Source organism: Psychrobacter sp. CX21, assembly GCF_057396255.1.
Genome location: NZ_JBXYJG010000006.1, coordinates 39,282 through 52,182, shown reverse-complemented (window position 1 = coordinate 52,182; position 12,901 = coordinate 39,282). Strand labels below are relative to the sequence as shown.

Below are 12,901 nucleotides of genomic sequence, written 5' to 3'. Positions count from 1 at the left end.
TAGACTTTAGACTTAGGTGAATTAAGTATTAAATAAGATCAACAGGGTAAAGACGAGTATAAGACTTTTTAAAATAAAAACGTTATAACTATTACTGTTTGTCTTTGGTTGTGCTGTCTTCAGTAAGCTTGGGGTTTAAATGGTTTTTTAGTACCACAAATTGACCTATCATAAATACTAACATGAATGGAATCCAGCCGTAGGTTTTAAAGTCAATCCATGTTTGATCGCTGGTATAAAAAGCAAAGTAGTATTGCAATCCTGCCATTAATATAAAATATCCTGCCCACGTCAATGTTAATTTATTCCAGCCTGATTGCTTAAGTAAAAATACATTTTTCATCGCCATTTTTAGTAAAGGCTTTTTAATAATTACGCTAAATATAAGCGCAAAAGCGAAAATACCGTTAATAACCGTAGATTTCCATTTAAGATATATATCATCATTAAGCAATAAAGTGAGACCACACAACACAATAGTTAATATTAAGGTTATAGATTGCTGCTTATCGAGTTTACCCCGCTGGGTAACCATATGAACAATAGCCACCGCTACTGTCGCAATCAGAATGGCACCTGCACCCGCCAAAATACCATATTTTTTGGCAACATAGAAAAATGCAATCAAAGGAATAAAATCAAGCAATGCTTTCATAGATACCACTAAAGTTAGTTAAAAGTCGGTTAATAATTAATTTAATAAGTTGAAAAATATAAGATGCCATAGTTTACACGCCCTGACACTTAAAAAAAAGCGCTACGATTAAAAGCTCAGCTTATATTATAAGCTACACATAATTTTGTTAATCTCAAAACATTTAGTGAAGACCTAAACAGTGATGTTACTATAAACAGTGATGTCACTATAATGTATTCATTCAATTCTCTTATTAATAAATCAACCTTCAAACTAATTAACCTTTATAATAGTGCATATATAATAGGGCTTAGATTCTCATCATAGGTGCAATTACAGTTCTGTTATTTAATAGATTTTAATGCCTTCACTCGCACAAGACAATTTGCATATGACACAATCAAGTACAGCAGTATCTTCTACATCACGCTCCAAACATTTCAAACCAAATGCGTTTAACCATGTTAAAAATGCTAACAAAACTTCTAATGCTAACAGCGCTAACAGTGCTAACAACGCTAATACTGTCACTAATGCCACCAATCCTGATGCAGCAGTTAACGATATGAAGCCGTCTCGTACACTCGCCTATAAAAAGATTGACTTACACAGCCACAGTACCTATTCAGACGGTAGTAATGACCCCGAGCAATTGTTACAAAAGGCAAGCGATGCAGGTATCGATGTGTTCGCCTTAACTGATCACGATACGCTGTTAGGCATTGCAGAAGCTCGAGCGTTTGCCCAAAAGCACGGTATTACACTGATAAATGGCGTAGAAATTAGCTGCCAGCATACCTTAACTGGAGGGTATGGGAAAAATAAAAGCCAAGACAAAGTCATACATGTATTAGGGCTTGGTTTTGATAATTTTGAAGAAATGAATGAGAAATTAATTTATATCCAAGCAAGCCGCGGTGACAGAGGTCGAAAAATCGTTGAGAAAGTTTCAGAGCTCACCGGACAAGATTTTGAAAAGTTATGGGCCTCAGTGTTAGACAAAGCCAATGGCAATGTTGAGGCGGTAGGACGTGCGCACATTGCTAAAGTATTGGTTGAGCAAGATATTGTACCGACAATGCAAAAAGCCTTCGATAAATTTTTAGCAGATAACAAACCTGCATACGTGGCTATTGAGACTTTAAGTATGCAGCAAACAATCGAATTGATTCATCGCTGCGGTGGTAAAGCGGTATTGGCGCATCCTACTCGCTATAACCTATCTGCCACTCGGGTTAGAAAGCTCATTGCCGAATTTGCTCAACTTGGTGGTGATGGCTGCGAATTACCCAGTAATGATGAGCCTATTAGTAAACGTCGTATGATTGATCGCACAATTGCTGAGCATGGTTTACAAGTGTCGATAGGAAGCGATTTTCATGGTAGCAGTATGCCGTGGCGCAAGCTGGGTGATGTGCCAAGCTTAGCAGAGGGTCAGATGCTTGTGATAGAGGCGATAATTAACTAGTTAAATAGCCGTTTATATTTTATTGACCAATGACTAAGCGCGACCAATGACTAAGCGATTGATTGTCGGTTGAGTAATACTATTATCAAGCGCCTTTTTTACAGCCACTTTTATGATAATTTACCCTATTTATAATCTAGTCCTAGTTTTCCAATTGTTTTACCAAGCTTGCAAGTACGCTGGTGGCAAAGCTACCTGTTGTTAATTTAAAGTCTAATACCAATGTCGTGTCGTCTTTCCATGACCATGACAGGTTGGCAACTGGTAATCTGAGCGATCGGCGCATGGTTTTAATTTTCTTATCTTCAAGACCAGTCGCCAATCTACTTAATATCTGATCTTCCTTAATAGTATCCTGCTCGATACGTTTGGCCTCTGCTGCTACTTTATCATTCTTTATACCCCAAAGCGGACCAGTAGGGTGGATATCGCCAGAATCTAAACGCTGTTTTATCTCATCATCAATGGTTTCGGTAGTAAATACCGACCCCGAGCCATCTAAATTAAAGACATCGCCTTCTAGCCCTGTGTTCCAGTTAGTGGCTTTAACACGCTTATTGAGGATTTGATTAAATATGGCACTACGGGCAGCTGATAAATATATCGACTGAGTATCTCTCCCCTTTTTTGGATGAGGTCTGCGTCCATGAATAGTACCTTGTTCTAACCATTCAAGCGCCGTGATAATATTACTACCTTGATTGCCAAAGCGCTGTGAACCGAAATAATTGGGTACGCCTGCGGTTTTAATATGATGTAGTGTCGCATCCACTTCATCTATTGCTTCTTCGCGCTCTGGATTGAACTGAACATCTCGTAAGGTAATGATAAAGTGATTGGCTTTGTGGGCGCCTTTATGTAGTTTCTTGCTGTGCCACATTGAATCAAGTACTTCTAATTTCTCATAAGACTTAACCGAAAAGACTGTAGAGTCAGTAGAAGTAGGTCCAGATTTAGACTTAGATATTGGTGCAGCTATAGTATGAGACGATTGTGATTGTGATTGTGATTGTGAAGTAGTGGATTGATTATTAGTCACGAAATCTGCAAAGCTCATTTCTGGTAATTGACGTTTAGGTAATCTTAAGCTAAACCACTGGGTTGTGATCGCGTGTCGGTCTTTTAAACCCGAATACCCCACATCTCGATTTGAAATATCCGCCCACTTAGCCAATAGCTGCGCAACAAAAATCGTATTCATACCTGTTTTTCTTATCAGCATCCATAAATGCTCACCTTCTGCGCTTAGCTTAATATCAAGCACTTCATTAACTTCAAAATCTTCTGGGGCGTTTTTAAAGCCTGCACTTAATATGGGAGCAAGATAAGGTTGATTAAGTCGTTCGACTTGAGTTAATTTGGCAATGTGTTCTGATGTGATGTCTGTGTCAGTCAATAAGGCTGTCATATAAGGCTCATACAAAGAAAGAAACGACAAGGTAATTAAACCTCATCAATTATGTATTTGATAGTAACATGTTTTATCCAAGCTTTAATAAGCGGATGCCATATACTGAATAAAACATACCCTTTAATAACAGTTCGTTTAAAAAAGAATATTAATAAAAATGGTTAAAAACTATGGCTAAAACATAACGATGTATGGAGAACCTTTATGACCACGCCTACTAGAACTAAGCCTACTACGACTAAGCCTATTGTCACATTGCGTCAAGCCACCTTAGATGATATATCAGCATTATTAAGTTTATTGAACCTCTGCTATCGCGACGATGTAGGCTGGACAAATGAATCTGAATTGATAGGCGGGATACGTACAACGGAAGCTGAATTAAAAAAAGTAGTTGATGATAAGCGCCATTATTTATTCGTTTATCCTGAGCGAATCGATTCGATAGAGACTGGAAAGATATTGGGCAGTATTGCGGTGCAAATTCAAACCAAAATAAATACCGCCTACATAGGTATGTTTGCGGTACATCCCGATTTGCAGGGTCTAGGTGTTGGCAATAAGATGCTAGAAGCGGTAGAGACGTTTGCTAATCGTCATTTAAAATCTAATAATGCTAGCAAACCCATTCGGCTATCCATGAGTGTATTAAGCCACCGTCCAGAATTACTCGCTTATTACCAGCGGCGCGGATATGCTTTAACTGGCGCAAGCTTACCTTTTCCTGACGATGGTAACAATGGGGAACCCAAGCGCTCAGACTTAGAGCTGCTTGAGTTAGAAAAACGGGTATAAGAGCGTACCATTTCTATTAGCTATAACGTCATAATTACTCTTCTACAACCTTCAAACTGTAACTGCCAGTTTGTTCAGGCTCATACGTAGTTACTATAAGGATTTGTTGACCAGTACGATCCAAAATGACGGATAGCTTCGAATCTATGTCGTCAACTGATGCAATTTCTTCTACATAAGCTTCAGATGTCTCATAACTTTCAGAAGTCGTTTCATCGATATAGATATCTTCGTAAGCTTCTTCTGTTGCATAGATTTCATCAGCACTTACGTCATCGCTTGCATCATCATTTTCTTGATCAATGAGAAAGTTTCCGTTAACCATGCGGCCCCACAACAGTCGCGTGTCTAAATCATCGGAGGTTGTAGTAATACTATAACGTTGTCCTGGTGTTCCATTTATTTTATATGTATGGGCGTAATAATCACCTTGATACAAAGGATCAAGGGTTGTTAGCTGAGTTTTAGCAATTCGATTGGCTTCTAATTCATATACAGGCTTATAATCTGTCATAACGTTTAAAGAGGTATTTGCAATCAAATATTCACCCAAATCCCAGACTCTATCAGAGGACACTTTAGCCACAGCTCGACCCGTACTATCTAGCTTAAATGTCTTACGTTTATTGCCATCACTTAGGCTTAATGACCTTGAATCAGCGTCTTCAATTGAAACAAATTTTCCGTTTTTCATCTCACCAAGCCCAATAATGGCATCTAAATCTTCTGAGATGACCTCAAGTCTAACAACTTCACCCGGTTTCCCTTGCAGGCGGTAAAGATTGTAAAAATATCCTGAGTCATCTATCGTAGTAGTGGTCGAAAATACATTTGAAACAATGCCGTTTTTTGGCAGGTCAATCACTTGGGATGTTGAAGTTTTTGGAAGATAGTTAGCACTTATAATATAAGGGCCCAGCTCTTCTTCATAAGATCTGGCTTGAATATAAACGTTACCGCTATTTGGGACTTTATAAATGACTCGGCTATTTGTATCAATGCCACTGTCATCATCTTCTATACACTCGTTACAGTAGGAATTGAACTGTGCTAGAGATTCTCCTACCAATAGTTGTGGGTCAATGTGATTAGATATCATATCGATTTTTAGGTATCTGCCAGGACTACCTTTTAAGGTATATAAATTATGCAACTTTCCACTATACTCATCTACCATACTACTTTCTGTGAGCTCACCAGCATAAGATTGCTGAGGCTGTATAACTTGTTGGGCGTAAGCGGATAAGGTTAGTGTTGATGCTACAGTAAGCGTAAGCGCTTTGAGGGCGAATGTAGACTTGTTTGCTATTGTAGAAAGATACTGATTAACGATTTTATCTTTGTTGAAAGATGAAAGCGCATTGCGTCTCATAGATGTTGTTTTAGAGGCTTGATGAGTATTAGATGAGAAAAGTTCCATATTTAAAATATTCGTTAAGTTAATGTGTAAGATCAAAGTTATCAGGTTAGGTGTAGTAAAACTTACGACATTATATAGTTTATATTAAATTAATAAATTTAATCCATATGTCATTATAATTAATAGTGACTATTCAGATTGATAAAAAGACAGCCCCTACTTATTTAATAAAAATCACATTTGAATAGGGACTATTAGGATTAAAAATAAGGTTTAAACTCTGAATACGTTTATTAAAGCAAAAAAAGAAAATAGATGCGCGACTTTAGTGCGTAAAAAATAAGAATTTTGTATGAAAAATTTTAACACCTATAAATAGTTTATGATTCATAAGTATTCCACGATTTATAATTGTTCTACGGTTTATAAGTATCTTACAAAAATACTTTAGAATATAGTTAAACAGACTCTATTATCAGGACCTATTTCCAATATCTATTATCAATAGTATCAAGGTTGTAGTTAATAGCTTGAAAGCAAATGTCTGGTTTAAAGCCACGATATTGTAAAAATCTTAGCTGGCGCGCCTTGATTTTGGGATCTGTAGGAATGTCTTTACCATATTTTTTTACCCGAGCCTCTACCGCTAAGCGTAGCCAATCTACACCATCAACCATATCATTGTCTGATATCACGTCCACAAACTCTTCGTTGTCCTCCGTCGCCATATCAATTAATTCATCGATATTTGCAGGGACTTCTACCTTACGTTTATAAAAGTCATTCTTAATACGAACGCGGCCACGCCTTTTACGTATACCTTCACGAATCAGCATGAGTGCAGTACGGTAATCACTTTGATAGCCTTTTTCCGCAAACTCTTGTAGCAACGCATCAATTTTCTGCGGGTCTTGATCTTTATCAATTAGCTTTTGACGCAGCTCTCCTGCAGAGTGTTCACGGCGAGATAAGTAATAAAAGGCCAACCAACGCAAGCGACTGTTTGCCTTGATTTCTTCCTTTTCCGCTTGGCGCTGCTCAGGAGTTTTTAAATAAGCTTTTAGCGCAGTTGGCAAGTTATCTAGGTAAGTTAAGGACTCAAAAGTTTGATTGTTTACTTCTTCTGATGAATTATTAATGTCTGAATTGCGCTCATCAGTGACTTCTTCTTTGATTTGAGCCAATATACTTTTAATACTATTAGGATTAACTTCGTTTATCGGCTCGTTGATATGAGTTTTTGGTTGATAGGGAGAGGCCGGATGGAAGGTTTTTTTCTTTTTGCGTTTTTTAGTTGTTCTTTTTGGTGGCTCTCTAGTAGGTTCTCTAGTAGGTTTTATAGTTAATGATGCTTCTGATTTTTCATGATCTTCAGACACGTCAAAATCACGGGCAAAGCGATCCTTTACCCGCGATTGTTTTTTTTGGACGTAAGTTTGCTGATTTAAAGTTTTGCGTTTCGTCGAACGCTTTGAGGGGTTATCATCCTTGCTCGTTTCAGCAAGGATTTCAGCAAGTGTTTTTATCTGCATAAGATATCGTTTGCAAATCTATATAAGGTTAGGCATCTGCGCTTGGCAACTCTTCTTCAGAAGCTTTTTCTTTCCCTTCAGGATTAGCGACCGCTAGCTTTTCAGCACGAATTTTAGCTTCAATCTCTTCGGCAATAGCAGAATTGTCCTTTAAGAACAACACTGAATTGGCTTTACCTTGACCAATCTTTTCATCGCCATAGCTATACCAAGCACCCGCTTTACCCACGACACCAATATCCACACCAAGATCGATAACTTCGGCTAGATGGTTGGTGCCTTCGCCGTAAGTAATTTCAAATTCAGCTTGACGGAAAGGCGGTGCCATTTTGTTTTTAATAACTTTAACTCTTGTTTGGTTACCAATGATCTCATCACCGCTTTTTACTGCACCGATACGGCGGATGTCTAGTCGAACTGACGCGTAGAATTTAAGGGCGTTACCACCAGTAGTGGTTTCAGGAGAGCCAAACATCACCCCAATCTTCATACGAATCTGGTTAATAAAGATAACCATACAGTTTGAACGTTTGGCGTTACCTGTAATTTTACGCAGCGCCTGACTCATTAATCGTGCTTGCAGACCCATGTGACTGTCACCCATTTCGCCTTCGATTTCAGCGCGCGGGGTAAGAGCAGCTACCGAGTCAATAACGATCATATCAAGAGCACCTGAGCGTACCAACATGTCAGTAATCTCTAAGGCTTGTTCGCCATTATCAGGTTGAGAGACCAAAAGATCATCGGTATTCACACCCAGTTTGCGTGCATAAATTGGGTCAAGAGCGTGCTCGGCGTCGATAAATGCACAGGTACCGCCTTGCTTTTGACATTCAGCAATTGCTTGAAGTGTAAGCGTTGTTTTACCTGAGCTTTCAGGGCCGTAAATCTCTACGATACGACCTTTAGGCAGGCCGCCTATTCCTAACGCAATGTCTAAACCTAATGAGCCTGTAGAAACCACATCGACATCTAAAGTGGCTGAATTATCGCCAAGATGCATGATGGTGTTTTTACCGAATTGCTTTTCGATTTGACCTAGTGCCGCTTTTAACGCTTTGGCTTTGTTGTCATCCATAATGATGTCCTAATAATATATAATTGAAAAGTGTTTTAGATTATAAAGCTAAAATGAAAGTTTAGTAATGATAAATGATGGATTTAATCCATAATTATCTATTACGCGATAATTTATATTACTTAAATTGTGTTATTTAAATTGTGTTATTTAAATTGAATTTATAAAATGCTGTACATTGATCTGTAAGTAGTCATTCATTAATAAGATACGTTGTCGATACAATGATAATTAGATAAAGTGTCGTCTACAAATCTGTAAATAATGAAGAGAGTAAAGTTGATAGTCTGAGTATAAGGTTTAAATTAACAGTGTTGGAAAGAAAATATATAATTGGTAAGTCGTTAAAACGATCCTGATAGCTAATAATAAGATTTTGAAACTGGATATATTTAGTTTGTCTGTGCTTATTATAACAAATAGCTACCTAATGAATAGGGTAACGATGACAGTAAACGACACGTACTGTCGTTAGGTGTTCATGCTTTTATAAGGCTATATATAACGTTCATATCGTAGTCACTTAAATGATTTAAAGACTTAAAACCCTAAACATTTGAAGGTTTACAGATTTAAAACCTATAGACTTAAAGACTAAAGAAAATAAAGACCAATTTCTAATGATAGAAATTGGTCTTAAAATAGCCTAAGTGTTTTAGATAGAACTATTTAGCTAAATCTAACTTAGTAGTTTTGACTTAAATAGCTTACTTATATATATCATCACTAGGGTCTATTTAGCATTCTTAAAAAAACTACTCAAGTATATACTGACATAGCAATGGACTAGCGCGCCATAGCATAAGGTTCGATAATGCCACACGCTATACGGCTACCAGCATCACCTGACGGCTGGCTGCGGTAATCGTCTTGTCCTTCATGAACGATAAAGGCACGCTTGTAAACACTGTTAACGCCATTAGAAGATAGCGAAATACCTTGTTTAACAAAGTTCAAAGATGCCACACCATTCGCATTAGCTGTAATGTTTGGCAGGTCTCCTGCATGACTCTGTGCTAAATTTGGAATACCGTGTGGTTGGTTTGTAGGATTATAATGACCACCTGCATTTTTGCCCTTATTACCACAATTACCAAATTCGTGGATATGAATAGCCACAGTTTCACCCGGTGTTAATCCTGTAATGTCACCATATATTTGCACGCCGCTTTGAACAGGGCGTAAGTACATGTTGCCAATATGCGTTTGGTTTTGATCAGTAGTATGAATACTGGACGTGAGGACAGGGCTTATTGCGACAGGTGTCGGGGTAGGCGTTTGAGGTGTACTCTGACAGGCACTTAGAGTTAAGGCAGTCGCTAATGCTGCGGTAGTCGTAAATAGCTTTTTCATGAGTTACTCCTTATTATTTATAATAGATAGTTCAAGAGAAAATAAAAACTAGTAAAATAATATAAAATTCTTATTGGTGGTTCGCTCTATTGAGCATCTACTATTGACCTAAAGACAAAAAAAGAGTGAGGCCAATACTTCTAGCCAATACTCATTGCTAAGACTTCTTGCCAATACTTCTTGGGAAGTGACACTATTCAATATTCTTTGGATTGATCAATAATTTATTGTACTTCTATTAAATTATAATCAAACTTACAGTAAAGCCATTAGCCTATACGTTTCTATAGGTTATAAATTGTAAATTGACTAGTGTCTGTTTAATATTTATACCTATATTATAGTCAGCGAACTACTAAACAGTTACGGCGTTAACCTCGCTAAGCCCAAATGAGTAATACTTGCACTCGGCCGCCTAGTAACCATTTTAGACTTATTTGACTATAATTAGCCATTTAAGTTCAATGAAAATTTTATTTCTTGTGAAAACGAGCTAATTTTTGCCTAAGAAGATGAATGTTCAATGATCCCTTAGATATAAAAAAGGGCTACTCATTGAGCAGCCCAAATTCATTAAAAATAATTTACATGCGGTCTTTGAATATTAGCTTCGTAATACCTTTTTTGAATTTGTGGTATCAACCGTTACTTTAGAGGGCTTCAAAGGTTTTGGCATTTTTATCAATGCCACCTTTAAAACCTCATCTATACTTGAAACAGGCTGAATGGACAGTCCTTCTTTAACATTGTCAGGTATCTCATCCAAATCGCGCTCGTTTGACTCTGGAATCAGTACATGTTTGATACCACCACGATGTGCCGCCAGTAATTTCTCTTTAAGACCACCAATACGCAGCACCTTACCACGTAGCGTAACCTCACCTGTCATGGCAATATCTGGACGTATTGCAATACCAGTTAATGCTGAAACTAAGGCAGTGGTTAAGGCAATACCTGCAGAAGGACCATCTTTAGGCGTTGCCCCTTCAGGCATATGGACGTGTATGTCTTGTGACTTAATGCTTTCATAATCAATGCCTAATAGCTCTCCGCGGGCTCGTACTACGCTCAATGCTGCTCGGATAGACTCCTTCATCACATCACCTAACGATCCAGTATAGACAAATTCGCCTTTGCCTGGCATGGTGATGGCTTCGATGGTCAATAGCTCACCACCCACACTGGTCCACGCCAGTCCAGTCACACGGCCAACTTCTGGCTCTTCTTCAGCTAACCCATAATCGTACTGATGAACGCCTAGGTAATCACTGATGTTCTTATCGTCAACCACCACTGTTTCGATTTTGGTTTTCTTCGATGGGCGAATACCGTACTTCTCAATGGACTCACGGACTACTTTACGGCAAATTTTATTAACCTCTCGCTCAAGGTTACGCACGCCAGCTTCACGTGTATAGCGCTGTACAATACTATGTAGCGCTTCTGGTACGATTTCAATCTCATGGTTTTTTAAGCCATTTTGCTTAATGGCTTTAGGAACTAAGTACTTCTCAGCAATGTTGATTTTTTCATCTTCGGTATAGCCCGGTAGACGAATCACTTCCATACGGTCAAGAAGTGCAGGTGGAATGTCCATACTGTTAGCCGTACAGATAAACATCACTTGCGATAAGTCCAAATCCATATCTAGATAATGGTCGTTAAACTTATCATTTTGTGACGGGTCCAAAACCTCTAGTAGCGCAGAAGCAGGGTCACCACGGAAGTCTTGTGCTATCTTGTCAATTTCATCTAACAAGAACAGCGGGTTTTTGACTTCAACTTTCGCCAATGACTGAACAATTTTACCCGGCATCGCACCAATATAAGTACGGCGGTGACCACGGATTTCCGCCTCATCACGCACACCGCCTAATGCCATGCGCACAAATTTACGGCCTGTCGCACGCGCGATTGACTCACCCAGTGAAGTTTTACCCACACCTGGAGGACCGACCAAACATAGAATAGGACCACGTATTTTTTTAACCCGTGACTGCACCGCTAAATATTCTAAGATACGGTCTTTCACATCTTTTAACCCATAATGGTCAGCGTCCAATACTTCCTGCGCTTTGTCGAGCTTGATAGATACTTTGCTGGTCTTTTTCCAAGGCGTATCTAAGATCCACTCGATATAATTGCGCACCACAGAAGATTCACTAGAGGCCGGTGGCATCATTTTAAGCTTTTTAAATTCTTGTTCCGCTTTTTTACGTACCTCATCAGGCAAGTCCGCTTCTTTTAAACGTTTTTCAAGCTCCTCAATGTCATCATCTGCATCAAAAGCACCATCGCTTACTTCAGACAGCTCATTCTTAATGGCTTTGAGCTTTTCATTCAAGAAGTATTCACGCTGGTTACTCTCCATTTGACTGCGAACCGCGTCTTGAATGTCTTGCTCAATTGACTGCTCGGCACTTTGTCTTGCTAAGTATTCTGTCAGCGTATTGATATGCTCATTGATATCGTCTTTCTCAAGAAGCATCTGTTTGGTAGATAGCTCCATAGATACTCGAGTGGCAATAAAATAAACCAATTCAAGTAAGTCATCAATGCGTTCAGACACACGAATAAGCTCACGGCTATTGCGTAGACGCGCTTCAGCATATTGAGCAAATAGGCTACGTAACGCCTGCATGGTGTTTTCGAGTTGGTTGTCACTCATATCAATGGACATATCGCGACGGGTGAAAGTCGCGGTGAATACATTATCACGGCTGATGGTGTCGACCTCATCCATATGGGCGCGATATTCACCTTCAATTAGAACTTTGATACAGTTGTCATCGCTGTCATGCGGCATAGTGCTCACAATACGACAAACGGTACCATATCTATATAAGTTCTCTTCATAAATCTCTTCGGTAATAGAGTCTTTTTGCGCCACAACAAATACTTTGTCACCATACTCAGCTTGAGCCAACTCAATAGCGTTGACTGAATTTAACCGGCCTACAAATAATGCAATCTGCATGTGCGGATAAACCACCACATCTCGCAGAGCAAGTAGAGGTAGCTCAGTTGGCTCATCAATAACAGAAGCTGAGTCATCATCAGACTCTAAGATGGGATCGTTATCAGAGTCATCAGCAGATTGCGCACTGGCTTTAATTGTGTCAAAAGCGAATTGCTCAAGCTCACCTCGATCAAGCTCAGTTGGGGTAACGTCATCAATCTGCTCAGCGTCACTATTGTAGTTTTTATCTGATTTACTCATATATTTTCCTATTATCATGTGACATAAATCTTCTTTAGTCGAAGTTT

General features: G+C 38.8%; 9 protein-coding genes. 2 read left to right on the top strand and 7 right to left on the bottom strand.

Translation table 11 applies throughout. From position 1 onward, the window contains the following. Nucleotides 1-91: 91 nt before the first annotated feature. Nucleotides 92-655 carry an inner membrane-spanning protein YciB gene (locus AC2SLP_RS05195; protein ID WP_486535578.1) on the bottom strand — a complete coding sequence of 188 codons (564 nt, stop codon included), beginning with the start codon at nucleotides 653-655 and terminating at the stop codon, nucleotides 92-94. A gap of 547 nt (nucleotides 656-1,202) precedes the next feature. Between AC2SLP_RS05195 and AC2SLP_RS05190 the strand changes: the two genes are divergently transcribed. Next, nucleotides 1,203-2,105, top strand: a complete 903-nt coding sequence (locus AC2SLP_RS05190; RefSeq protein ID WP_486535647.1) for a PHP domain-containing protein — start codon at nucleotides 1,203-1,205, stop codon at nucleotides 2,103-2,105. 142 nt (nucleotides 2,106-2,247) lie between these two features. Here AC2SLP_RS05190 and truD read toward each other — a convergent pair whose 3' ends face one another. Next, nucleotides 2,248-3,513: a tRNA pseudouridine(13) synthase TruD gene (gene truD / locus AC2SLP_RS05185; RefSeq protein WP_486535577.1), complete on the bottom strand. Its 1,266-nt coding sequence runs from the start codon at nucleotides 3,511-3,513 to the stop codon at nucleotides 2,248-2,250. A 207-nt stretch (nucleotides 3,514-3,720) separates the two neighbouring features. Here truD and AC2SLP_RS05180 point away from each other — a divergent pair, with 207 nt between their 5' ends. Then, nucleotides 3,721-4,311 (top strand): GNAT family N-acetyltransferase, encoded by a 591-nt coding sequence (locus AC2SLP_RS05180; protein WP_486535576.1) that lies wholly within the window; start codon nucleotides 3,721-3,723, stop codon nucleotides 4,309-4,311. A gap of 34 nt (nucleotides 4,312-4,345) precedes the next feature. Here AC2SLP_RS05180 and AC2SLP_RS05175 read toward each other — a convergent pair whose 3' ends face one another. From AC2SLP_RS05175 to lon, 5 genes are all read right to left on the bottom strand, one after another. Further along, a complete protein-coding gene (locus tag AC2SLP_RS05175) occupies nucleotides 4,346-5,731 on the bottom strand; it encodes a hypothetical protein (RefSeq protein WP_486535575.1) in 1,386 nt (461 codons plus the stop codon). A 422-nt stretch (nucleotides 5,732-6,153) separates the two neighbouring features. Continuing rightward, a complete protein-coding gene (locus tag AC2SLP_RS05170; RefSeq protein ID WP_486535574.1) occupies nucleotides 6,154-7,203 on the bottom strand; it encodes a regulatory protein RecX in 1,050 nt (349 codons plus the stop codon). Between the two features lie 28 nt (nucleotides 7,204-7,231). Then, nucleotides 7,232-8,281, bottom strand: a complete 1,050-nt coding sequence (gene recA / locus AC2SLP_RS05165; RefSeq protein WP_486535573.1) for a recombinase RecA — start codon at nucleotides 8,279-8,281, stop codon at nucleotides 7,232-7,234. Between the two features lie 786 nt (nucleotides 8,282-9,067). Next, nucleotides 9,068-9,634, bottom strand: coding sequence for a superoxide dismutase family protein (locus AC2SLP_RS05160; RefSeq protein ID WP_486535572.1), 567 nt, complete (start codon nucleotides 9,632-9,634; stop codon nucleotides 9,068-9,070). Nucleotides 9,635-10,238: 604 nt separating this feature from the next. After that, nucleotides 10,239-12,611 carry an endopeptidase La gene (lon, locus tag AC2SLP_RS05155; RefSeq protein WP_486535646.1) on the bottom strand — a complete coding sequence of 791 codons (2,373 nt, stop codon included), beginning with the start codon at nucleotides 12,609-12,611 and terminating at the stop codon, nucleotides 10,239-10,241. Nucleotides 12,612-12,901 lie beyond the last annotated feature (290 nt).

Bases quoted from the DNA above. Each gene is read 5' to 3' on its own strand.
- AC2SLP_RS05195 (WP_486535578.1), bottom strand. From the start codon at position 655: ATGAAAGCATTGCTTGATTTTATTCCTTTGATTGCATTTTTCTATGTT.
- lon (WP_486535646.1), bottom strand. From the start codon at position 12,611: ATGCAGATTGCATTATTTGTAGGCCGGTTAAATTCAGTCAACGCTATT.
- AC2SLP_RS05160 (WP_486535572.1), bottom strand. From the start codon at position 9,634: ATGAAAAAGCTATTTACGACTACCGCAGCATTAGCGACTGCCTTAACT.
- AC2SLP_RS05190 (WP_486535647.1), top strand. From the start codon at position 1,203: ATGAAGCCGTCTCGTACACTCGCCTATAAAAAGATTGACTTACACAGC.
- AC2SLP_RS05180 (WP_486535576.1), top strand. From the start codon at position 3,721: ATGACCACGCCTACTAGAACTAAGCCTACTACGACTAAGCCTATTGTC.
- AC2SLP_RS05170 (WP_486535574.1), bottom strand. From the start codon at position 7,203: ATGCAGATAAAAACACTTGCTGAAATCCTTGCTGAAACGAGCAAGGAT.
- truD (WP_486535577.1), bottom strand. From the start codon at position 3,513: ATGACAGCCTTATTGACTGACACAGACATCACATCAGAACACATTGCC.
- AC2SLP_RS05175 (WP_486535575.1), bottom strand. From the start codon at position 5,731: ATGGAACTTTTCTCATCTAATACTCATCAAGCCTCTAAAACAACATCT.
- recA (WP_486535573.1), bottom strand. From the start codon at position 8,281: ATGGATGACAACAAAGCCAAAGCGTTAAAAGCGGCACTAGGTCAAATC.